Here is a 23,152-nt window from a genome sequence, read left to right on the forward strand (position 1 = left end):
TGGTTCTGTATGGAAGGGCCATCGCTCAACGGATAAAAGGTACTCCGGGGATAACAGGCTGATACCGCCCAAGAGTTCATATCGACGGCGGTGTTTGGCACCTCGATGTCGGCTCATCACATCCTGGGGCTGAAGCCGGTCCCAAGGGTATGGCTGTTCGCCATTTAAAGTGGTACGCGAGCTGGGTTTAGAACGTCGTGAGACAGTTCGGTCCCTATCTGCCGTGGACGTTTGAGATTTGAGAGGGGCTGCTCCTAGTACGAGAGGACCGGAGTGGACGAACCTCTGGTGTTCCGGTTGTCACGCCAGTGGCATTGCCGGGTAGCTATGTTCGGAATAGATAACCGCTGAAAGCATCTAAGCGGGAAACTAGCCTCAAGATGAGATCTCACTGGGACCTTGAGTCCCCTGAAGGGCCGTCGAAGACTACGACGTTGATAGGTTGGGTGTGTAAGCGCTGTGAGGCGTTGAGCTAACCAATACTAATTGCCCGTGAGGCTTGACCATATAACACCCAAGCAATTTGCTTGCTTCGAGCTGAAAAGCGAAAGAGCACCAGATTGCGGTGTGTGAAGACGAAACGAACCGAAAGTTCGAATCTCACAAAACACCAAAGCTATCACATACCCAATTTGCTGAAGCGAGGCCATGAGGTCACGAGTCAGTACCCGAATTTCTTGACGACCATAGAGCATTGGAACCACCTGATCCCATCCCGAACTCAGTAGTGAAACGATGCATCGCCGATGGTAGTGTGGGGTTTCCCCATGTGAGAGTAGGTCATCGTCAAGATTAAATTCCAGAACCCCTGTTTGCTCACGCAGACAGGGGTTTTGTTTTGGGCGCTCGGAAAGTACGAAGAGGCTCATCGCGGCGGTCTTCAGTGCAAAGGCCCGGCGTTTCTATGCAATGACCCTAGGCATGGCTATGATGCGTGCCTCATTGTGAGGCGATACTTGCATGCTGACGTTGTTAAAACTTCTGAAAGATGGTCGATTCCACTCTGGGGAAGCGCTGGGTGCTGTCTTGGGCGTCAGTCGCAGTGCTGTATGGAAGCAGCTTCAGCATCTTGAGGCTGAGTTAAACTTGCCCATCCACAAAGTCCGTGGCAAGGGGTATCAGTTGGCATCGCCCCTGGTGTTCTTGGATGCTGAAGAAATTACGCTGAAGGCCCCTTCTTTGGCATGGCCCGTCTACATATCTGACTCTATTGACTCCACCAACGCTGAAGCGCTGCGCCTTGTCGATGCGGGGGGCGTGGCGCCATTTCTAGTGCTCGCAGAACAACAAACTGCCGGAAGAGGCCGAAGAGGGCGCAAATGGGTCAGTCCGTTCGCTCAGAATGTGTATTACAGCCTTGTGCTACGCATTGAAGGCGGTCTGCGGCAACTAGAGGGGCTTAGCCTAGTTGTGGGGCTGGCAGTCATGCAGGCCCTGCGCGAGTCGGGCGTGCCGGGGGCTGCGTTGAAATGGCCAAACGATGTCTTGGTGGGGCAAAAAAAAATTGCCGGCATCCTGCTTGAGTTGGTGGGCGATCCTGCTGATATCTGTCACGTTGTTCTTGGTATTGGCATAAACGTAAATATGCAAAAAGTTGCTGAGGTTGATCAGCAGTGGACGTCAGTGCAGTTGGTAACCGGCTCTCCTATGGATCGTAATCTACTTGTGGCGCGGCTGGGTGTGCAGCTGCAGCGTTACCTGACCCAACATGCAGCTAGCGGCTTTGCGGCGCTTCAAGAAGAGTGGGAGCGGAATCACTTATGGCAGGGTAGGGCGGCATCTCTCATTGCTGGTGTCAATCAGGTTGATGGGGTGGTTCTGGGTGTCGACCGTCAGGGTGCATTACGTTTAAGCGTCGATGGTGTTGAAAAAATATACAGTGGTGGTGAGTTAAGCCTGAGGCTGCGTGATGATTCTTGAGCTCGACTGTGGGAACAGCTTTATCAAATGGCGTGTACTTGAATCTGATCAAGCGAAAGCTTCTGCCGAAGGTGTTGTCGGTTCGGATCTCGTCTTGATTGAACGTCTGGCAGCGTTGCCTGGCCTATCGTTGACACATTGCCGTTTGGTGAGTGTTCGAGCTTCAGAGGAGACCAGTAAATTGGTCGAGGCTTTGCGGGGCGCTTTCGGTGTTACCGTATCCTGTGCTGCACCAGCGCGCGAGATGGCCGGAGTGCGCAATGGCTACCAAGACTTCGAGCGCCTTGGTCTTGACCGCTGGTTAGCGATGCTGGGTGGCTTCAAGCTGGCTTCGGGTGCGTGCCTGGTCCTCGATTTTGGTACCGCGGCCACCGCCGATTTCGTCGCCGCAGATGGCGAGCACCTGGGAGGCTTCATTTGCCCCGGCATGCCGTTAATGCGCAATCAGTTGCGCACGCATACTCGCAAGATACGCTATGACGACGCGGCGGCCGAGCTTGCTCTGGAGCGGCTCTCCCCTGGGCGTACGACTGCGGAGGCTGTCGAGCGTGGTTGTACGCTGATGCTCAGGGGGTTCGTTTTGACTCAGCTCGAGTTGGCGCGAAGCTACTGGGGTGATGATTTCACCGTATTCCTCACGGGGGGGGATGCTGATCTCGTCTTGGGTGTCATACCGCAGGCACGGCTGGTTCCTGACCTGGTTTTCGTTGGTCTGGCCATGGCGTGTCCTTTGTCCTGAGGTGTTTATGCGTTGGCTGTTTTTGCTTTTACTCGTTCTCAATGCTTTTTATTACGTTTGGCATCAACAGGAGGCTCCGTTGCGCGCCAAGGATGTCACGCCGTTGAGTCTGTATCGTGGCTCTCAGCAGGATATCCGACTGTTGAGTGAGTCCTCTGACGCGGTGGCTCGGCGTGACAAGGCAAAAGCGTCCGATGCGCAGAGTACCTGCTTATACATCGGCGGCTTTAACGACCAGCGCAAGGCTCAGGCTGTTGAGCAGCGTCTCACGAGTCTGGATATAAAGGTCAAGATTCAACTTTTGAACATGCCTGAGGCTTCCGGTTACTGGCTTCGTGTGGCTCCTGAAAGCCGCCAACTGGCTGAGGATCTGCCGTTTGAAAACCTTGCCAATGAATTCAATGAGTTAAAACATAAAATAATGCTGTGCGAAGGCATTGCAACTCTCGAATAGTTTGCATAGAATGGCGCCCGCTTCGCAGTGAAGACCTTTAAGGTCTAAAGTGCAAAGCAAAGGTCAACGCAGCTAACCTCATATTTTTAATGAGAAAATGCTTGACAGAAGGTCGGCGTGATGTAGAATGCCGGCTCGCTTAGGAGGGGTTCCCGAGCGGCCAAAGGGATCAGACTGTAAATCTGACGTCTACGACTTCGAAGGTTCGAATCCTTCCCCCTCCACCATTTTTAGCGTGAGCTGCAAGCTCCGCGGGTATAGTTTAGTGGTAGAACCTCAGCCTTCCAAGCTGATGATGCGGGTTCGATTCCCGCTACCCGCTCCAAGTTTGCAGGTTGTGCGGCGTGTTTTGCTCTTGTAGCTCAGTTGGTAGAGCACACCCTTGGTAAGGGTGAGGTCAGCGGTTCAAATCCGCTCAAGAGCTCCATATAACAAGGCAGATATGAAAATATCTGCCTTTGTTTTAACGGCTGTCTCGGCTTGATTCTGTTGTAGCTGGCTTTTTTGCCGGGTGGTATCAGGTCTCTTGGGGTTGGCTGTTGTAAAGTCTTTTTCAGGCCTGCATAATGGCCGGCCTGATTTTGTTTTAGGTCAGTAGCTCAATTGGCAGAGCGACGGTCTCCAAAACCGTAGGTTGGGGGTTCGATTCCCTCCTGACCTGCCAGATTCACGCGGTGTGTCTGGCTTTCTTTTCACAGGATCTTCATAGATGACTCCTAAGGCTGAAGCTCAAAGCTCTCGTTTCGATCTAGTCAAGTGGCTTGCTGTCGTCGCATTGGTGGTCGTAGGCGTTGTTGGCAATCAGTACTATTCTGCTTCGCCGATCCTGTACCGTGTACTCGCTTTGCTCGCCCTTGCTGCTGTAGCTGCCTTTGTAGGCCTGCAGACTGCCAAAGGCAAGTCTTTCGCGGTCCTGGTAAAGGAAGCTCGCGTCGAAATTCGTAAAGTCGTTTGGCCGACTCGCCAAGAAACCACGCAGACCACGTTGATTGTAGTGGCTGTTGTTCTGGTTATGGCGTTGCTGTTGTGGGGGCTTGATTCCCTGCTCGGCTGGCTTGTTTCCTTGATTGTTGGCTAAGGGTGTCCCGTGGCTAAGCGTTGGTACGTTGTGCATGCTTACTCGGGTTACGAGAAGCATGTTATGCGCTCTTTGCTGGAGCGCGTAAAGCTGGCAGGCATGGAAGATGGCTTCGGCGAAATTCTGGTTCCCACTGAAGAAGTGGTTGAAATGCGGAATGGTCAGAAGCGTAAGAGTGAGCGCAAGTTCTTCCCTGGCTACGTGCTGGTTCAGATGGACATGAATGAAGGTACTTGGCACTTGGTCAAGGATACCCCTCGTGTCATGGGCTTCATTGGTGGTACGGCCGATAAGCCTGCTCCGATCACCGACAAAGAAGCAGAAGCGATTCTGCGTCGTGTTGCTGACGGTAGCGACAAGCCCAAGCCGAAGACGTTGTTCGAGCCGGGAGAGGTTGTTCGTGTCACCGATGGTCCGTTTGCTGATTTTAACGGCACCGTCGAAGAAGTTAACTACGAAAAGAGCCGGATCCAAGTGGCGGTGCTCATTTTCGGACGCTCTACTCCGGTAGAGTTGGAGTTCAGCCAGGTCGAGAAGGTCTAGCTGGAAAAGTATCCCAACCCCGCAGCCTTAGGCTGTGGGGTTTTGTCGTCACTGGGATAAACGCGCAAGTAACCGGGGAGCCTTTCGAGGCGTTTGAACCCGTAATTGGAGTGCCTCATGGCCAAGAAGATTACCGCTTACATCAAGCTGCAAGTGAAGGCCGCTCAGGCCAACCCTAGCCCACCCGTCGGTCCAGCTCTGGGTCAGCACGGCGTGAACATCATGGAATTCTGCAAGGCCTTCAACGCCCGTACTCAGGGTCTTGAGCCAGGTCTGCCGACTCCAGTGATCATCACTGTATACAGCGACCGTAGCTTCACCTTCGAAACCAAGTCGACCCCGGCTTCGGTTCTGTTGAAGAAAGCTGCTGGTCTGACAAGCGGTTCCGCTCGTCCTAACACCGTTAAGGTTGGCACCGTGACTCGTGCTCAGCTGGAAGAAATCGCGAAAACCAAAAACGCGGATCTGACTGCAGCTGATATGGATGCAGCCGTGCGTACCATCGCCGGTTCTGCTCGTAGCATGGGCCTTAACGTGGAGGGTGTGTAATGGCTAAGCTGACCAAGCGCCAAAAGGCTATCGCTGGCAAAATCGAAGCAGGAAAGGCCTACAACTTTGTAGACGCTGCTGCCCTGCTGACCGAGCTGTCGACTGTCAAGTTCAGCGAGTCCGTTGACGTTGCTGTAAACCTGGGTGTTGACCCACGTAAATCCGACCAGGTCGTTCGTAGCGCTACTGTGCTGCCACACGGTACTGGCAAGACCGTACGTGTTGCTGTCTTCACCCAAGGCCCAGCAGCTGAAGCTGCTCTGGCTGCCGGCGCGGATCGCGTTGGCATGGACGACCTGGCTGCCGAAATGAAAGGCGGCGACTTGAACTATGACGTCGTTATTGCTTCCCCGGATGCAATGCGCGTTGTGGGTCAGTTGGGTCAGATCCTCGGTCCACGTGGCCTGATGCCTAACCCGAAAGTCGGCACCGTAACTCCAGACGTCGCTACTGCGGTTAAAAACGCCAAAGCTGGTCAGGTTCGTTATCGCACCGACAAAAACGGCATCATTCACACTTCCGTTGGCAAAGTCGGCTTCGATGCCGTCAAGCTGAAGGAAAACGTTGAAGCCCTGATCGCTGATCTGAAGCGTATCAAGCCAGCTTCTTCGAAAGGTATCTACGTCAAGCGCGTTACCCTGAGCACCACTATGGGCCCAGGTCTGGTCATCGACCAAGGCTCGCTGGACGTATAAGACACAAATTGGCGTGAGCGATCACGCCAATTGAAAAATTGGGGTCCCTGCCTGGCGGGGGCTATCCAAGACCGTAGGCGACGTAAGTCTTAAACCTCAAGCCTACGCAGATGGTGCTCCCGGTTCCTTACCGAATCAGACACCAAAACGACATCCGGCTTCGGCCAGATGAAACGGTAACAAGCAGGAGTTAAACCCGTGGCAATTAATCTCGAAGACAAGAAGGCCATCGTCGCTGAAGTCAACGAGGCTGCCAAAGCTGCTCTGTCCGCTGTCGTGGCTGATGCCCGTGGTGTGACAGTTGGCGCTATGACCGGACTCCGTAAAGAGGCTCGTGAAGCTGGCGTATACGTACGTGTTGTACGTAACACCCTGCTCAAGCGCGCTGTTGCTGACACTGAATACAGTGTCCTCAACGACGTGTTCACCGGCCCGACTCTCATCGCGTTCTCCAAAGAACATCCAGGTGCTGCTGCCCGTTTGTTCAAAGAATTCGCCAAGAGTCAGGATAAGTTCGAGATCAAGGCAGCTGCGTTCGAGGGCAAGTTCCTCGCAGCTAACCAAATCGACGTACTGGCAACACTGCCGACCCGTAACGAAGCTATTTCGCAGTTGATGAGCGTGATTCAAGGCGCCACCAGCAAGCTGGCTCGTACTCTGGCTGCAGTTCGCGAGCAAAAAGAAGCTGCCGCAGCCTAAGGCTGAGCATTTTCTCTCGCGTATTTTTGTTTATTTCGATGGCCGCGTAGGCCGTCCCCCAATTCAGGAAATACAGTAATGTCTATCTCCCAAGAAGATATCCTCAACGCCGTAGCTGAAATGTCGGTTCTGCAGGTTGTTGAGCTGATCAAAGCTTTCGAAGAAAAATTCGGCGTTTCTGCTGCCGCTGCTTCTGCTGGTCCAGCTGTTGCTGCTGTTGCTGCTGAAGAGCAAACCGAATTCAACGTCATGCTGTTGGAAGCTGGCGAGAAGAAAGTAAACGTGATCAAGGCAGTTCGTGAACTGACCGGTCTGGGCCTGAAAGAAGCCAAGGCTGTAGTTGACGGTGCTCCAGCCCAGGTTCTGGAAGCTGTGTCGAAAGACGCTGCTGACAAAGCCAAAGCTGTTCTGGAAGAAGCAGGCGCTAAAGTCGAGCTGAAGTAAGCATCGACTTTGCGTCTCCAGCCCAAGCGTTAAGCTGAAGGCTGATGGCTGGTGGCTCTTGCCACCGGCCTTTTTCCGTTCTTGGCTGCCGACTCGGTCGCCGCCATTGACGCGCTGTAACCACCCGGTGTGGTGGTGCAAACCAAGGGGTTTGCAAGATTTTCTGGCTGCTCCCGTCGGGAGGGCCAAACAAGCAGGTGACCAAGCTGGGGAACGCTGATGGCTTACTCATATACTGAGAAAAAACGTATCCGCAAGGACTTTAGCAAGTTGCCGGACGTCATGGATGTCCCGTACCTTCTGGCTATCCAGCTGGATTCGTATCGTGAATTCTTGCAGGCGGGAGCGACCAAAGATCAGTTCCGCGACGTGGGCCTGCATGCGGCCTTCAAATCCGTTTTCCCGATCATCAGCTACTCTGGCAATGCTGCGCTGGAGTACGTCGGTTATCGCCTGGGCGAACCGGCATTTGATGTCAAAGAATGCGTGTTGCGCGGTGTTACGTACGCCGTACCTTTACGGGTAAAAGTCCGTCTGATCATTTTCGACAAAGAATCGTCGAACAAGGCGATCAAGGACATCAAAGAGCAAGAAGTCTACATGGGCGAAATCCCACTGATGACGGAAAACGGTACCTTCGTTATCAACGGTACCGAGCGTGTTATCGTTTCCCAGCTGCACCGTTCCCCGGGCGTGTTCTTCGACCACGACCGAGGCAAGACGCACAGCTCCGGCAAGCTCCTGTACTCCGCGCGGATCATTCCGTACCGTGGTTCGTGGTTGGACTTCGAGTTCGACCCGAAAGACTGCGTGTTCGTGCGTATTGACCGTCGTCGCAAGCTGCCGGCCTCGGTACTGCTGCGCGCGCTCGGCTATACCACTGAGCAAGTGCTTGATGCTTTCTACACCACCAACGTGTTCAGCCTGAAGGATGAAACCCTCAGTCTGGAGCTTATTGCTTCGCGTCTGCGTGGTGAAATTGCTGTCCTGGATATCCAGGACGAAAATGGCAAGGTCATCGTTGAAGCCGGTCGCCGTATCACCGCGCGCCACATCAACCAGATCGAAAAAGCCGGTATCAAGTCGCTGGAAGTGCCTCTGGACTACGTCCTGGGTCGCACTACCGCCAAGGTCATCGTTCACCCGGCCACAGGCGAAATCCTGGCAGAGTGCAACACCGAGCTGAATACCGAAATCCTGGCAAAAATCGCCAAGGCCCAGGTTGTTCGCATCGAGACCCTGTACACCAACGATATCGACTGCGGTCCGTTCGTCTCCGACACCTTGAAGATCGACTCCACCAGCAACCAATTGGAAGCGCTGGTCGAGATCTATCGCATGATGCGTCCTGGCGAGCCACCGACCAAAGACGCTGCGGAAACCCTGTTCAACAACCTGTTCTTCAGTCCTGAGCGCTATGACCTGTCTGCGGTCGGCCGGATGAAGTTCAACCGTCGTATCGGTCGTACCGAGATCGAAGGTTCGGGCGTGCTGTGCAAGGAAGACATCGTTGCGGTCCTGAAGACCCTGGTCGACATCCGTAACGGCAAAGGCATCGTCGATGACATCGACCACCTGGGTAACCGTCGTGTTCGCTGCGTAGGCGAAATGGCCGAGAACCAGTTCCGCGTTGGCCTGGTACGTGTTGAGCGTGCGGTCAAAGAGCGTCTGTCGATGGCTGAAAGCGAAGGCCTGATGCCGCAAGACCTGATCAACGCCAAGCCAGTGGCTGCGGCGGTGAAAGAGTTCTTCGGTTCCAGCCAGCTCTCTCAGTTCATGGACCAGAACAACCCGCTCTCCGAGATCACCCACAAACGCCGTGTATCCGCACTGGGCCCGGGCGGTCTGACCCGTGAGCGTGCAGGCTTCGAAGTTCGTGACGTACACCCAACGCACTACGGTCGTGTTTGCCCGATCGAAACGCCGGAAGGTCCGAACATCGGTCTGATCAACTCCTTGGCCGCTTATGCGCGCACCAACCAGTATGGCTTCCTTGAGAGCCCGTACCGTGTGGTGAAAGATGCTCTGGTCACCGACGAGATCGTGTTCCTGTCTGCCATCGAAGAAGCCGATCATGTGATCGCTCAGGCTTCGGCCACGATGAACGAGAAGAAAGTCCTTGTCGACGAGCTGGTAGCTGTTCGTCACTTGAACGAGTTCACTGTCAAGGCGCCGGAAGACGTTACCTTGATGGACGTATCGCCCAAGCAGGTAGTTTCGGTCGCTGCGTCGCTGATCCCGTTCCTGGAGCACGATGACGCCAACCGTGCGTTGATGGGTTCCAACATGCAGCGTCAAGCTGTACCGACCCTGCGTGCTGACAAGCCGCTGGTAGGTACCGGCATGGAGCGTAACGTAGCCCGTGACTCCGGCGTTTGCGTCGTGGCTCGTCGTGGCGGCGTGATCGACTCCGTTGATGCCAGCCGTATCGTGGTACGTGTTGCTGATGACGAAGTTGAAACTGGCGAAGCCGGTGTCGACATCTACAACCTGACCAAATACACCCGCTCGAACCAGAACACCTGCATCAACCAGCGTCCGCTGGTGCGTAAGGGTGATCGCGTTCAGCGCAGCGACATCATGGCTGACGGCCCGTCCACCGACATGGGTGAGCTGGCGCTGGGCCAGAACATGCGTATCGCGTTCATGGCGTGGAACGGCTTCAACTTCGAAGACTCCATCTGCCTGTCCGAGCGTGTGGTTCAAGAAGATCGCTTCACCACGATCCACATCCAGGAACTGACCTGTGTGGCGCGTGACACCAAGCTTGGGCCAGAGGAAATCACTGCGGACATCCCGAACGTGGGTGAGGCTGCACTGAACAAGCTGGACGAAGCCGGTATCGTTTACGTAGGTGCTGAAGTTGGCGCAGGCGACATCCTGGTCGGTAAGGTCACTCCGAAAGGCGAGACCCAACTGACTCCGGAAGAGAAGCTGTTGCGTGCCATCTTCGGTGAAAAAGCCAGCGACGTTAAAGACACCTCCCTGCGCGTACCGACTGGTACCAAAGGTACTGTCATCGACGTACAGGTCTTCACTCGTGACGGGGTTGAGCGTGATGCTCGTGCACTGTCGATCGAGAAGACCCAGCTCGACGAGATCCGCAAGGACCTGAACGAAGAGTTCCGTATCGTTGAAGGTGCGACCTTCGAGCGTCTGCGTTCCGCTCTGGTAGGCCATAAGGCCGAAGGCGGCGCCGGCCTGAAGAAAGGTCAGGACATCACCGACGAAGTACTCGACGGTCTTGAGCACGGCCAGTGGTTCAAGCTGCGCATGGCTGAAGACGCTCTGAACGAGCAGCTCGAGAAGGCTCAGGCCTACATCGTTGATCGCCGCCGTCTGCTGGACGATAAGTTCGAAGACAAGAAGCGCAAGCTGCAGCAGGGCGATGACCTGGCTCCAGGCGTGCTGAAAATCGTCAAGGTTTACCTGGCAATCCGTCGCCGCATCCAACCGGGCGACAAGATGGCCGGTCGTCACGGTAACAAGGGTGTGGTCTCCGTGATCATGCCGGTTGAAGACATGCCGCACGATGCCAATGGCACCCCGGTCGATGTCGTTCTCAACCCGTTGGGCGTACCTTCGCGTATGAACGTTGGTCAGATCCTTGAAACCCACCTGGGCCTCGCGGCCAAAGGTCTGGGCGAGAAGATCAACCGTATGATCGAAGAGCAGCGCAAGGTTGCTGACCTGCGCAAGTTCCTGCACGAGATCTACAACGAAATCGGCGGCCGCAAAGAAGAGCTGGATACCTTCACCGACCAGGAAATCCTGGATCTGGCGAAGAACCTGCGCGGCGGCGTTCCAATGGCTACCCCGGTGTTCGACGGTGCCAAGGAAAGCGAAATCAAGGCCATGCTGAAACTGGCAGACTTGCCGGAAAGCGGCCAGATGCAGCTGTTCGACGGCCGTACCGGCAACAAGTTCGAGCGTCCGGTTACGGTTGGCTACATGTACATGCTGAAGCTGAACCACTTGGTAGACGACAAGATGCACGCTCGTTCTACCGGTTCGTACAGCCTGGTTACCCAGCAGCCGCTGGGTGGTAAGGCTCAGTTCGGTGGTCAGCGTTTCGGGGAGATGGAGGTCTGGGCACTGGAGGCATACGGTGCTGCTTACACTCTGCAAGAAATGCTCACAGTGAAGTCGGACGATGTGAACGGTCGTACCAAGATGTACAAAAACATCGTGGACGGCGATCACCGTATGGAGCCGGGCATGCCCGAGTCCTTCAACGTGTTGATCAAAGAAATTCGTTCCCTCGGCATCGATATCGATCTGGAAACCGAATAACACGTGACGCGAATCGAGAGCGGGGCTGTTTGGCCCGCTCTCTGCTCCGCCAGGAGGAAAGGCCTTGAAAGACCTACTGAATTTGCTGAAAAACCAGGGTCAAGTCGAAGAGTTCGACGCCATCCGTATTGGGTTGGCATCGCCTGAGATGATCCGTTCGTGGTCGTTCGGTGAAGTTAAAAAGCCGGAAACCATCAACTACCGTACGTTCAAACCTGAGCGTGACGGCCTGTTCTGCGCCAAGATCTTTGGCCCGGTAAAGGATTACGAGTGCCTGTGCGGTAAGTACAAGCGCTTGAAGCACCGTGGTGTTATCTGCGAGAAGTGCGGCGTTGAAGTTGCACTGGCCAAGGTTCGTCGTGAGCGCATGGCGCACATCGAACTGGCTTCGCCGGTTGCCCATATCTGGTTCCTGAAGTCGCTGCCGTCCCGTATCGGCTTGCTGATGGATATGACCCTGCGTGATATCGAACGCGTTCTCTACTTCGAGAGCTATGTCGTTATCGATCCAGGCATGACCACCCTTGAAAAAGGTCAGTTGCTGAACGACGAGCAATACTTCGAAGCGCTGGAAGAGTTCGGCGACGATTTCGATGCCCGCATGGGTGCTGAAGCTGTCCGCGAACTGCTGCACGCTATCGATCTGGAACATGAGATTGGCCGCCTGCGTGAAGAGATTCCGCAAACCAACTCTGAAACCAAAATCAAGAAGCTGTCCAAGCGTCTGAAGTTGATGGAGGCCTTCCAAGGTTCCGGCAACTTGCCTGAGTGGATGGTGCTGACCGTTCTGCCGGTTCTGCCGCCAGACCTGCGTCCGCTGGTACCGTTGGATGGTGGTCGTTTCGCGACGTCCGACCTCAACGACCTGTACCGCCGCGTGATCAACCGTAACAACCGCTTGAAGCGCCTGCTCGATCTGTCCGCTCCGGACATCATCGTGCGCAACGAAAAGCGTATGTTGCAAGAAGCCGTCGATGCCCTGCTCGACAACGGCCGTCGTGGCCGCGCTATCACCGGTTCGAACAAGCGTCCTCTGAAATCCTTGGCTGACATGATCAAGGGTAAGCAAGGTCGTTTCCGTCAGAACTTGCTCGGTAAGCGCGTTGACTACTCCGGTCGTTCGGTAATTACCGTAGGCCCGACCCTGCGTCTGCACCAGTGCGGTCTGCCTAAGAAGATGGCCCTTGAGCTGTTCAAGCCGTTCATCTTCGGCAAGCTGGAAATGCGCGGTCTCGCGACCACCATCAAAGCGGCCAAGAAAATGGTCGAGCGCGAACTGCCAGAGGTTTGGGACGTTCTCGCCGAAGTGATTCGTGAACACCCGGTTCTCCTCAACCGTGCACCGACCCTTCACCGTCTGGGTATCCAGGCGTTTGAACCGGTACTGATCGAAGGTAAGGCTATCCAGCTGCATCCTCTGGTCTGTGCTGCGTACAACGCCGACTTCGACGGCGACCAAATGGCCGTGCACGTTCCGCTGACACTGGAAGCCCAGTTGGAAGCGCGTGCGTTGATGATGTCGACCAACAACATCCTGTCGCCAGCTAACGGTGAGCCAATCATCGTTCCGTCCCAGGACGTTGTATTGGGTCTATACTACATGACCCGTGAAGCGATCAACGCCAAGGGCGAAGGTCGTGTGTTCGCTGACCTGCAGGAAGTTGACCGTGTGTTCCGTGCCGGCGAAGCCGCACTGCACGCCAAGGTCAAAGTGCGGATTCACGAGACCGTGAACGACCGTGACGGCGGCAGCGTGAGCAATGTCCGTATCGTCGACACCACTGTCGGCCGTGCGCTGTTGTATCAGGTTGTGCCAAAAGGTTTGTCTTACGACGTCGTCAACCTGCCGATGAAGAAAAAGGCGATCTCCAAGCTGATCAACCAGTGCTACCGCGTGGTTGGTCTGAAAGAGACCGTGATCTTCGCTGACCAGTTGATGTACACCGGTTTTGCCTATTCGACCATTTCCGGCGTTTCCATTGGTGTTAACGACTTCGTTATCCCGGATGAAAAAGCCCGCATCATCAGCGCTGCTACTGATGAAGTGAAAGAGATCGAAAGCCAGTACGCCTCCGGCCTGGTAACCCAGGGCGAGAAGTACAACAAAGTGATCGACCTTTGGTCCAAGGCCAACGACGAAGTGTCGAAGGCGATGATGGCTAACCTCTCGAAAGAGAAGGTTATCGACCGTCATGGCGTAGAAGTCGATCAAGAGTCTTTCAACTCGATGTACATGATGGCCGACTCGGGCGCGCGGGGTTCTGCTGCGCAGATCCGTCAGCTCGCCGGTATGCGTGGCCTGATGGCCAAGCCGGACGGTTCCATCATCGAAACGCCGATTACTGCGAACTTCCGTGAAGGTTTGAGCGTACTTCAGTACTTCATCTCCACTCACGGTGCACGTAAAGGTCTGGCGGATACCGCGTTGAAAACCGCTAACTCCGGTTACCTGACTCGTCGTCTGGTAGACGTTGCACAAGATCTGGTTGTAACCGAGATCGATTGCGGCACCGAGCACGGTCTATTGATGACGCCGCACATTGAAGGCGGTGACGTTGTAGAGCCGCTGGGTGAGCGCGTATTGGGTCGTGTTATTGCCCGTGACGTATTCAAGCCAGGTACCGAGGAAATTATCGTTCCTGCTGGCACTTTGGTTGACGAAAAGTGGGTCGAGTTCATCGAGCTCAACAGCATCGACGAAGTGATCGTTCGCTCGCCGATCAGCTGCGAAACCCGCTACGGTATTTGCGCCAAGTGCTATGGTCGTGATTTGGCTCGTGGTCACCAGGTGAACATCGGTGAAGCGGTCGGCGTTATCGCTGCCCAGTCCATCGGTGAGCCGGGTACCCAGCTGACCATGCGTACATTCCACATTGGTGGTGCGGCAAGCCGGACCTCCGCAGCTGACAGTGTTCAGGTGAAGAATGGCGGTACTGTCCGCCTGCACAACCTGAAGCACGTTGAGCGAGTGGATGGTTGCCTGGTTGCTGTGTCCCGTTCCGGTGAGCTGGCAATCGCTGATGACTACGGTCGTGAGCGTGAGCGCTACAAGCTGCCGTATGGTGCTGTGATTTCGGTTAAAGAAGGTGACAAGGTCGACGCTGGCGCAATCGTGGCCAAGTGGGATCCGCACACTCACCCAATCGTTACCGAAATGAAAGGTACCGTGACCTACGTGGGCATGGAAGAAGGCATCACGATCAAGCGTCAGACTGACGAATTGACCGGTATGACCAACATTGAAGTCCTCGACGCGAAAGATCGTCCAGCTGCCGGTAAGGACATCCGTCCTGCGGTGAAGATGGTCGATGACAACGGCAAGGATCTGTTGCTGCCAGGCACTGACGTAATCGCTCAGTACTTCCTGCCAGCCAACGCCCTGGTCGGTGTAGCGGATGGTGCGAAGATCGCGATCGGTGACGTTATCGCGCGTATCCCGCAAGAGACTTCGAAGACCCGTGACATCACTGGTGGTCTGCCGCGTGTTGCCGACTTGTTCGAGGCTCGTCGTCCGAAAGAAGCGTCGATTCTGGCTGAAGTCAGCGGCACCATCGCGTTCGGTAAAGAGACCAAGGGCAAACGCCGTCTGGTCATTACTCCGAACGACGGTAGCGATCCGTATGAAGAGCTGATTCCGAAGTGGCGTCACCTGAACGTGTTCGAAGGCGAACAGGTAAACCGCGGCGAAGTTATCTCCGACGGTCCGAGCGATCCACATGACATCCTGCGTCTGCTGGGTGTGAGTGCGCTGGCCAAGTACATTGTTAACGAGATCCAGGACGTTTACCGTCTGCAAGGCGTGAAAATCAACGATAAGCACATCGAGACCATCCTGCGTCAGATGCTGCGTAAAGTTGAGATCGCTGAATCCGGCGATTCCAGTTTCATCAAGGGCGACCAGATGGAACTGACTCACGTGCTGGTAGAAAACGAACGTCTGGCAGCGGACGAGAAATTTGTTTCCAAGTTCACTCGTGTGCTGTTGGGTATCACCAAGGCGTCGTTGTCCACTGAGTCGTTCATCTCGGCGGCCTCCTTCCAGGAGACCACTCGCGTACTGACCGAAGCAGCGGTAACCGGCAAGCGCGATTATCTGCGCGGCCTGAAAGAAAACGTGGTTGTGGGTCGTCTGATCCCAGCCGGTACCGGTTTGGCTTACCACAGCGAGCGTAAGCGCCGCCGTGATGCTGACAAGCCGTTGCGCGTAAGCGCCAGTGAAGTGGAAGCTGCACTGACCGAAGCGCTGAACTCAAGCGGTAACTGAGTTCTGCGATAAATAAGTCCGGGCCCTGGCAGCCCCCATTCGTCGGATCGAGGCAGTTTTGCCCCGGTTCGTTGAGAGGGGAGGTCGGGGCCTTGCCTTGACTGGGGGCAAGATCCTCTTTAGACTCTTGTACCCCTAAATTTGGCGGGAATTCGTTCCTGCCATTTTGCTTTTCTTGCAAGACAATAGCGTCGCAAGACAACAGTGGAGCTAGTAGATGGCAACTATCAACCAGCTGGTACGTCAGCCGCGTAAGCGTATCGTCGAGAAATCCGACGTACCTGCGCTGCAGAACTGCCCGCAACGTCGTGGCGTATGCACTCGCGTGTATACCACTACGCCGAAAAAACCTAACTCGGCACTGCGTAAAGTATGCCGTGTGCGTCTGACCAACGGTTTCGAGGTTTCCTCGTACATCGGCGGTGAAGGCCACAACCTGCAAGAACACAGCGTGGTACTGATCCGCGGCGGTCGTGTAAAAGACTTGCCGGGTGTTCGTTACCACACCGTACGCGGCTCCTTGGATACTTCCGGCGTTAAAGGTCGTAACCAGGGTCGTTCGAAGTACGGTACCAAGAAGCCTAAGTAGTAGCGGCTTTTTGTAAAACTGAATCATCTTATTTTCTGAGTCGATAAGAGTAAGGTCGGAGGCGTCCCGAAAGGGCACCGATTCCGAGCGAACCTGAAGACCGTTTGAGGGCTTATCCATGCCAAGAAGACGCGTAGCAGCCAAGCGCGAAGTGCTTGACGATCCAAAATACGGAAGCCAAATCCTGGCCAAGTTCATGAACCACGTGATGGAAAGCGGTAAAAAAGCCGTTGCCGAGCGTATCGTTTATGGCGCGCTGGAAAAGGTTAAAGAACGCAAGAACAGCGACCCCCTGGAAATCTTCGAGAAAGCTCTCGACGCCATCGCTCCGCTGGTCGAAGTGAAGTCGCGCCGTGTAGGCGGTGCTACTTACCAGGTTCCGGTTGAAGTTCGTCCGTCCCGTCGTAACGCCCTGGCAATGCGCTGGTTGGTAGACTTCGCCCGTAAGCGTGGCGAGAAGTCTATGGCTCTGCGTTTGGCTGGCGAACTGTTGGACGCTGCTGAAGGTAAAGGCGCTGCTGTTAAGAAGCGTGAAGACGTGCACCGTATGGCTGAAGCTAACAAGGCTTTCTCGCACTACCGCTTCTAAATCCAGCGTCACTCAATTTGCGAGGGCTTTATGGCTCGTACTACACCGATTAATCGCTACCGTAACATTGGTATCGTTGCTCACGTGGATGCTGGTAAAACCACGACCACCGAGCGCGTCCTTTTTTACACCGGCAAAAGTCACAAGATGGGCGAGGTGCATGACGGCGCCGCGACCACAGACTGGATGGTTCAGGAGCAGGAGCGTGGTATTACCATTACTTCTGCTGCTATTACCGCCTTCTGGAAAGGTTCCGAGAAGCAGTACAAGGACGAGCACCGCTTCAACGTTATCGATACCCCGGGCCACGTAGACTTCACTATTGAAGTTGAGCGTTCCCTGCGTGTGCTCGACGGCGCTGTCGTTGTGTTCTGCGGTACCTCGGGTGTTGAGCCTCAGTCGGAAACCGTATGGCGCCAAGCCAACAAATACGGCGTTCCGCGTCTTGTTTACGTAAACAAGATGGACCGTGCTGGTGCCAACTTCCTGCGCGTGATCGGTCAGATCAAGCAGCGTTTGGGTCATACTCCGGTGCCAATTCAATTGGCAATCGGTTCCGAAGATAACTTCCAGGGTCAGATCGATCTGATCGCTATGGAAGCTGTCTACTGGAATGACGCCGACAAAGGTATGGTTCCTGTTCGTAAGCCTATCCCTGCTGAGCTGCAGGAACTGGCTGACGAGTGGCGCAACAATATGGTCGAGGCTGCTGCCGAAGCCAGCGAAGAGCTGATGAACAAGTACCTCGAAGGTGAAGAGCTCACCAACGCGGAAATCAAGGCTGCTCTGCGTCAGCGTACTATCGCTGGTGAGATCGTCTTGGCTGTTTGTGGTTCTTCCTTCAAGAACAAGGGTGTTCCCCTGGTTCTCGACGCCGTTATCGACTACCTGCCTGCTCCAACCGACATTCCTGCTATCAAGGGTACCAACCCTGATAACGAGGAAGAAGAGATGGAGCGTCACGCCGATGATGGCGAGCCGTTCTCGGCTCTGGCGTTCAAGATCGCTACCGACCCATTCGTGGGTACCTTGACTTTCGTCCGCGTTTACTCGGGCGTGTTGGCTTCCGGTGACGGTGTGGTCAACTCGGTTAAGGGTAAGAAAGAGCGTGTGGGTCGTATGGTGCAAATGCACGCAAACGCCCGTGAAGAGATCAAGGAAGTGCGCGCTGGTGACATCGCGGCCCTGATCGGCATGAAGGATGTCACCACTGGTGAGACTTTGTGCGACGCTGCTAAGCCAATCATCCTGGTTCGCATGGACTTCCCGGAACCGGTTATTTCGGTTGCCGTAGAGCCTAAGACCAAGGATGACCAGGAAAAAATGGGTATCGCTCTGGGCAAACTCGCTCAGGAAGATCCATCTTTCCGCGTCAAGACTGATGAAGAGACTGGTCAAACGATCATCTCCGGCATGGGCGAGTTGCACCTGGACATCCTGGTTGACCGGATGCGCCGTGAGTTCAACGTCGAAGCCAACATCGGTAAGCCTCAGGTTTCCTATCGTGAGCGCATCACGAAGAACTGTGAAATCGAAGGCAAGTTCGTTCGTCAGTCCGGCGGTCGTGGTCAGTTCGGTCACTGCTGGATCCGTTTTGCTCCTGCTGACGAAGGTCAGGAAGGTCTGCAATTCGTGAACGAAGTAGTGGGTGGTGTTGTTCCTAAGGAATACATCCCTGCTATCCAGAAGGGTATCGAAGAGCAGATGAAGAACGGTGTTGTTGCCGGCTATCCGCTGATCGGCCTGAAAGCAACCGTTTTTGACGGTTCTTACCATGACGTCGACTCCAACGAGATGGCGTTCAAGGTGGCTGCTTCCATGGCAACCAAGCAACTGGCCCAGAAGGGCGGTGGTGAGTTGCTTGAGCCAATCATGGCGGTAGAGGTTGTTACACCTGAAGACTATATGGGTGATGTCATGGGCGACCTTAACCGTCGTCGCGGCATGATCTTGGGTATGGAAGACACGGTTTCCGGCAAAGTGATTCGCGCCGAGGTTCCGTTGGGTGAGATGTTCGGTTATGCGACCGACGTTCGCTCCATGTCCCAGGGTCGCGCAAGCTACTCTATGGAATTCAAAAAATACAACACAGCTCCGGCGCACATCGCTGAAACTGTATCCAAAAAACAAGGCTGATTCAGTCCTTTAGGCAAGGAGTTAATTGTCGTGGCTAAAGAAAAATTTGATCGTTCCCTACCGCACGTCAACGTTGGCACCATCGGTCACGTTGACCACGGTAAAACCACTCTGACTGCTGCTCTGACTCGCGTTTGCTCCGAAGTATTCGGTTCCGCAATCGTTGATTTCGATAAGATCGACAGCGCACCAGAAGAAAAAGCTCGTGGTATCACCATCAACACCGCGCACGTTGAGTACAACTCTTCGATCCGTCACTACGCTCACGTTGACTGCCCAGGTCACGCTGACTATGTGAAGAACATGATCACCGGTGCTGCCCAGATGGACGGCGCGATCCTGGTTTGCTCGGCCGCTGATGGTCCGATGCCACAAACCCGTGAGCACATCCTGCTGTCCCGTCAGGTTGGCGTTCCGTACATCGTGGTTTACCTGAACAAGGCTGACCTGGTAGACGACGCTGAACTGCTGGAACTGGTTGAGATGGAAGTGCGCGATCTGCTGAGCACTTACGACTTCCCAGGCGACGACACTCCGATCATCATCGGTTCTGCTCGTATGGCTCTGGAAGGCAAAGACGACAACGAAATGGGCACCACGTCCGTTAAGAAACTGGTTGAGACTCTGGACAGCTACATCCCAGATCCAGTTCGCGTTATCGACAAGCCGTTCCTGATGCCAATCGAAGACGTATTCTCGATCTCCGGTCGTGGTACTGTTGTTACCGGTCGTATCGAGCGCGGTATCGTTAAGGTTCAAGATCCACTGGAAATCGTTGGTCTGCGTGACACTACCGTCACCACCTGCACCGGTGTTGAAATGTTCCGTAAGCTGCTCGACGAAGGTCGTGCTGGCGAGAACTGCGGCGTTCTGCTGCGTGGTACCAAGCGTGACGACGTTGAGCGTGGCCAGGTTCTGGTTAAGCCAGGTTCGGTTAAGCCGCACACCAAGTTCGAAGCTGAAGTGTACGTGCTGAGCAAAGAAGAAGGCGGTCGTCACACTCCGTTCTTCAAAGGCTACCGTCCACAGTTCTACTTCCGTACTACTGACGTGACTGGTAACTGCGAACTGCCGGAAGGCGTTGAAATGGTAATGCCAGGCGACAACATCAAGATGGTTGTCACCCTGATCAAGACCATCGCAATGGAAGACGGTCTGCGCTTCGCTATTCGTGAAGGCGGCCGTACCGTTGGTGCTGGTGTTGTAGCTAAAATCATCGAGTAAGCTCTTTTTGAGTTAGCTTCGAGGTTTTGAAAAAGCCCCCGCTCAGCGGGGGCTTTTTTTATTGGGTTGACACCTATCTGGGGCGTCTATAGAATTGCGCCTCCTTTTAACGGGCGTATTGCGCTCGCTGGGAATAGCAGCCGGAGTCTGAAATCCAATGCAAAATCAGCAAATCCGTATCAGGTTGAAGGCTTTTGACCATCGCCTGATCGACCAATCCACCCAGGAAATCGTGGAAACCGCGAAACGTACTGGTGCTCAAGTGCGTGGTCCAATTCCACTGCCTACCCGTAAAGAACGGTTTACCGTTCTGGTCTCCCCGCACGTCAACAAAGACGCGCGTGACCAGTACGAGATCCGTACTCATAAGCGCGTACTGGACATCGTCCAGCCAACGGATAAAACCGTTGATGCTCTTATGAAGCTTGATCTGGCGGCCGGTGTGGAAGTACAGATCAGCCTCGGCTAAGACTTGGGTCTTAGTCGTGTAACGCTCTGAAATGGGCGGCCATAGCGGGTGAAAGCCCCGTACACTCATGAGGTTTACAACATGACTATTGGTGTAGTCGGTCGTAAATGCGGTATGACCCGTATTTTCACCGAAGAAGGTGTCTCCATTCCGGTCACGGTCATTGAGATCGAGCCGAATCGCGTCACCCAGTTCAAAACTGAAGAAACCGATGGCTATCGTGCAGTGCAAGTCACTGTCGGCGAGCGTCGTGCTTCGCGTGTGACTGCTGCTCAAGCAGGTCACTTCGCTAAAGCAAACGTTGCAGCTGGTCGCACTGTTATGGAGTTCCGTCTTGAAGAAGGCGACTACCAGGCTGGCGATCTGATCAACGCTGAAATCTTCGCCGCTGGTCAACTGGTTGATGTAACCGGTCAGTCCAAGGGTAAAGGCTTTCAGGGTACGATCAAGCGTTGGAATTTCCGTGGCCAAGACAACACTCACGGTAACTCCGTTTCCCACCGCGTCCCGGGCTCTATTGGCCAGTGCCAGACTCCTGGTCGTGTATTCAAGGGCAAAAAAATGTCCGGTCATATGGGCGCTGAGCGCGTGACCGTGCAGTCCCTCGAAGTAGTGCGCGTCGACGCTGAACGCAATCTGTTGTTGGTCAAGGGTGCTGTTCCTGGCGCTACTGGCGGCAACCTGGTTGTACGTCCAGCGGCCAAGGCTCGCGGTTAAGGGGAAGCTGACATGCAATTAAATGTAAATGACGCTCAAGCGATCGAAGTTTCCGAACTGACATTTGGCGGCGAATTCAACGAGACGCTCGTTCACCAAGCAGTCGTGGCCTACATGGCCGGCGGCCGTCAAGGTAGCAAGCAGCAAAAGACCCGTTCCGACGTTCGTGGTGGCGGTAAGCGCCCTTGGCGTCAGAAAGGTACTGGCCGTGCTCGTGCCGGTACTATCCGTAGCCCAATCTGGCGTGGCGGCGGTACCACTTTCGCAGCTCGTCCACAGGATCACACTCAGAAGCTCAACAAGAAGATGTATCGCGCAGCACTGCGCTCCATCCTTGCTGAGCTCGTGCGTACTGATCGTCTGGTCGTGGTTCAGGACTTCGCTGTTGAAGCACCGAAAACCAAAGATCTGCTGAACAAGCTGAACGGCATGGGCCTGACTGATGTCTTGATCGTGTCTGAAGCTGTTGATCAGAACCTGTACCTGGCTGCTCGCAACCTGCCACACGTTGATGTACGTGACGTGCAAGGTTCCGATCCAGTTAGTCTGATCGCATACGACAAGGTGTTGATCACCGTGTCGGCCGTGAAGAAATTCGAGGAGCTGCTGGGATGAACCAGGAACGCGTATTTAAAGTTCTGCTTGGCCCGCACGTTTCCGAAAAGGCTACGGTTCTGGCTGACAAGAAAGGCCAGTTCGTTTTCAAGGTTGCAACTGACGCAACCAAGCTGGAAATCAAGAAGGCCGTCGAAAGCCTGTTCAGCGTGAAAGTAGAGCGTGTTACTACCCTGAATGTTCTGGGTAAGAGCAAGCGCACTGCTCGCGGTCTGGGCAAGCGTAATGACTGGAAGAAGGCGGTTATCTCCCTTCAGCCAGGCCAAGATCTCGATTTCAGCAGCAGTGCTGAGTAAGGAAGGGGTGCATCATGGCAATCGTTAAATGCAAACCGACTTCCCCTGGCCGCCGTTTTGTGGTCAAGGTGGTCAACCAGGAGCTGCATAAAGGCGCTCCTCACGCACCGCTGCTCGAGAAGAAATCGAAGACTGGTGGTCGTAACAACAATGGTCGCATTACCACTCGTCACATCGGTGGTGGCCATAAGCAGCATTATCGTCTGGTCGACTTCCGTCGCAACGACAAAGATGGCATCGCTGCCACTGTCGAGCGTATCGAATACGATCCAAACCGTACTGCTCACATCGCTCTGCTGCTGTACGCAGATGGCGAGCGTCGCTACATCATCGCCCCTAAAGGCGTGAGTGCTGGTGACCAGCTGATCGCAGGTGCTCTGGCACCGATCAAGCCGGGCAACGCTCTGCAACTACGTAACATTCCAGTTGGTAGCACCGTACACGGCATCGAATTGAAGCCAGGTAAAGGCGCGCAAATCGCTCGTTCCGCTGGTGCTTCGGCTCAGCTGATCGCTCGTGAAGGTGTCTACGTGACCCTGCGTCTGCGTTCTGGTGAGATGCGTAAAGTGCTGGCTGAATGCCGCGCGACCCTGGGTGAAGTCTCGAACTCCGAGCACAGCCTGCGTTCGCTGGGTAAAGCTGGTGCCAAACGCTGGCGTGGCGTTCGCCCAACCGTTCGTGGTGTTGCCATGAACCCGGTTGACCACCCACATGGTGGTGGTGAAGGTCGTACCTCTGGTGGTCGTCATCCGGTATCGCCATGGGGCTTCCCGACTAAGGGCGCGAAGACTCGTGGTAATAAGCGTACCGACAAAATGATCGTCCGTCGTCGCAAGTAA

The 23,152-nt window shown here is 54.8% G+C and carries 20 protein-coding genes, 4 tRNA genes and 2 rRNA genes (1 of these 26 only partly in view); all 26 read left to right on the top strand.

Annotated features, from left to right (window positions below; translation table 11 throughout):
* A 23S ribosomal RNA gene (locus tag BLR63_RS25565) occupies positions 1-507 on the top strand (it extends 2,385 nt beyond the left edge of the window).
* A 169-nt stretch (positions 508-676) separates the two neighbouring features.
* Positions 677-792: ribosomal RNA gene (gene rrf / locus BLR63_RS25570) — 5S ribosomal RNA — on the top strand.
* Positions 793-960: 168 nt separating this feature from the next.
* The gene (gene birA, locus BLR63_RS25575; RefSeq protein ID WP_010566862.1) at positions 961-1,920 is read left to right on the top strand and encodes a bifunctional biotin--[acetyl-CoA-carboxylase] ligase/biotin operon repressor BirA; all 960 of its coding nucleotides are present in this window, start codon (positions 961-963) and stop codon (positions 1,918-1,920) included.
* The gene (locus tag BLR63_RS25580) at positions 1,910-2,659 is read left to right on the top strand and encodes a pantothenate kinase (protein WP_010566861.1); all 750 of its coding nucleotides are present in this window, start codon (positions 1,910-1,912) and stop codon (positions 2,657-2,659) included. Before birA ends, BLR63_RS25580 begins: the two co-directional genes overlap by 11 nt.
* A gap of 7 nt (positions 2,660-2,666) precedes the next feature.
* A complete protein-coding gene (locus tag BLR63_RS25585; protein ID WP_010566860.1) occupies positions 2,667-3,113 on the top strand; it encodes a hypothetical protein in 447 nt (148 codons plus the stop codon).
* A 142-nt stretch (positions 3,114-3,255) separates the two neighbouring features.
* Positions 3,256-3,340, top strand: a tRNA-Tyr gene (locus BLR63_RS25590).
* Between the two features lie 24 nt (positions 3,341-3,364).
* Positions 3,365-3,438 (top strand) — tRNA-Gly (locus BLR63_RS25595).
* Positions 3,439-3,464: 26 nt separating this feature from the next.
* Positions 3,465-3,540 (top strand) — tRNA-Thr (locus BLR63_RS25600).
* A gap of 161 nt (positions 3,541-3,701) precedes the next feature.
* A tRNA-Trp gene (locus BLR63_RS25605) sits at positions 3,702-3,777 on the top strand.
* Positions 3,778-3,822: 45 nt separating this feature from the next.
* Entirely contained in the window at positions 3,823-4,191 is a 369-nt protein-coding gene (gene secE / locus BLR63_RS25610) for a preprotein translocase subunit SecE (RefSeq protein WP_010566859.1), read from the top strand.
* Positions 4,192-4,200: 9 nt separating this feature from the next.
* On the top strand, positions 4,201-4,734 hold the full coding sequence (gene nusG / locus BLR63_RS25615; RefSeq protein ID WP_003176436.1) for a transcription termination/antitermination protein NusG: 534 nt from the start codon (positions 4,201-4,203) through the stop codon (positions 4,732-4,734).
* A 117-nt stretch (positions 4,735-4,851) separates the two neighbouring features.
* Positions 4,852-5,283, top strand: coding sequence for a 50S ribosomal protein L11 (gene rplK, locus BLR63_RS25620; protein WP_003176435.1), 432 nt, complete (start codon positions 4,852-4,854; stop codon positions 5,281-5,283).
* Positions 5,283-5,978 carry a 50S ribosomal protein L1 gene (gene rplA, locus BLR63_RS25625; RefSeq protein WP_003232403.1) on the top strand — a complete coding sequence of 232 codons (696 nt, stop codon included), beginning with the start codon at positions 5,283-5,285 and terminating at the stop codon, positions 5,976-5,978. Before rplK ends, rplA begins: the two co-directional genes overlap by 1 nt.
* 198 nt (positions 5,979-6,176) lie before the next feature.
* Positions 6,177-6,677 (top strand): 50S ribosomal protein L10, encoded by a 501-nt coding sequence (gene rplJ / locus BLR63_RS25630; protein WP_010174464.1) that lies wholly within the window; start codon positions 6,177-6,179, stop codon positions 6,675-6,677.
* Between the two features lie 78 nt (positions 6,678-6,755).
* On the top strand, positions 6,756-7,121 hold the full coding sequence (rplL, locus tag BLR63_RS25635) for a 50S ribosomal protein L7/L12 (RefSeq protein WP_010566858.1): 366 nt from the start codon (positions 6,756-6,758) through the stop codon (positions 7,119-7,121).
* Positions 7,122-7,340: 219 nt separating this feature from the next.
* A complete protein-coding gene (gene rpoB, locus BLR63_RS25640; RefSeq protein WP_010566857.1) occupies positions 7,341-11,414 on the top strand; it encodes a DNA-directed RNA polymerase subunit beta in 4,074 nt (1,357 codons plus the stop codon).
* Positions 11,415-11,478: 64 nt separating this feature from the next.
* Positions 11,479-15,678: a DNA-directed RNA polymerase subunit beta' gene (rpoC, locus tag BLR63_RS25645; RefSeq protein ID WP_010566856.1), complete on the top strand. Its 4,200-nt coding sequence runs from the start codon at positions 11,479-11,481 to the stop codon at positions 15,676-15,678.
* Between the two features lie 217 nt (positions 15,679-15,895).
* Positions 15,896-16,267 (top strand): 30S ribosomal protein S12, encoded by a 372-nt coding sequence (gene rpsL, locus BLR63_RS25650; RefSeq protein WP_002555494.1) that lies wholly within the window; start codon positions 15,896-15,898, stop codon positions 16,265-16,267.
* Between the two features lie 118 nt (positions 16,268-16,385).
* Positions 16,386-16,856: a 30S ribosomal protein S7 gene (gene rpsG / locus BLR63_RS25655; RefSeq protein ID WP_002555493.1), complete on the top strand. Its 471-nt coding sequence runs from the start codon at positions 16,386-16,388 to the stop codon at positions 16,854-16,856.
* A 30-nt stretch (positions 16,857-16,886) separates the two neighbouring features.
* A complete protein-coding gene (gene fusA, locus BLR63_RS25660; protein ID WP_010566855.1) occupies positions 16,887-18,992 on the top strand; it encodes an elongation factor G in 2,106 nt (701 codons plus the stop codon).
* A 30-nt stretch (positions 18,993-19,022) separates the two neighbouring features.
* On the top strand, positions 19,023-20,216 hold the full coding sequence (tuf, locus tag BLR63_RS25665) for an elongation factor Tu (protein WP_010566854.1): 1,194 nt from the start codon (positions 19,023-19,025) through the stop codon (positions 20,214-20,216).
* A gap of 157 nt (positions 20,217-20,373) precedes the next feature.
* Positions 20,374-20,685, top strand: coding sequence for a 30S ribosomal protein S10 (gene rpsJ / locus BLR63_RS25670; RefSeq protein WP_003186070.1), 312 nt, complete (start codon positions 20,374-20,376; stop codon positions 20,683-20,685).
* An 81-nt stretch (positions 20,686-20,766) separates the two neighbouring features.
* Positions 20,767-21,402, top strand: coding sequence for a 50S ribosomal protein L3 (rplC, locus tag BLR63_RS25675; protein ID WP_007253310.1), 636 nt, complete (start codon positions 20,767-20,769; stop codon positions 21,400-21,402).
* A gap of 12 nt (positions 21,403-21,414) precedes the next feature.
* Entirely contained in the window at positions 21,415-22,017 is a 603-nt protein-coding gene (gene rplD / locus BLR63_RS25680; RefSeq protein WP_003210082.1) for a 50S ribosomal protein L4, read from the top strand.
* The gene (gene rplW, locus BLR63_RS25685; protein ID WP_002555488.1) at positions 22,014-22,313 is read left to right on the top strand and encodes a 50S ribosomal protein L23; all 300 of its coding nucleotides are present in this window, start codon (positions 22,014-22,016) and stop codon (positions 22,311-22,313) included. The genes rplD and rplW overlap by 4 nt, the downstream gene beginning before the upstream one ends.
* 14 nt (positions 22,314-22,327) lie before the next feature.
* Positions 22,328-23,152, top strand: coding sequence for a 50S ribosomal protein L2 (rplB, locus tag BLR63_RS25690; protein WP_003210080.1), 825 nt, complete (start codon positions 22,328-22,330; stop codon positions 23,150-23,152).

This window comes from Pseudomonas extremaustralis, from assembly GCF_900102035.1.
In the GTDB taxonomy this organism is placed as follows: domain Bacteria; phylum Pseudomonadota; class Gammaproteobacteria; order Pseudomonadales; family Pseudomonadaceae; genus Aquipseudomonas; species Aquipseudomonas extremaustralis.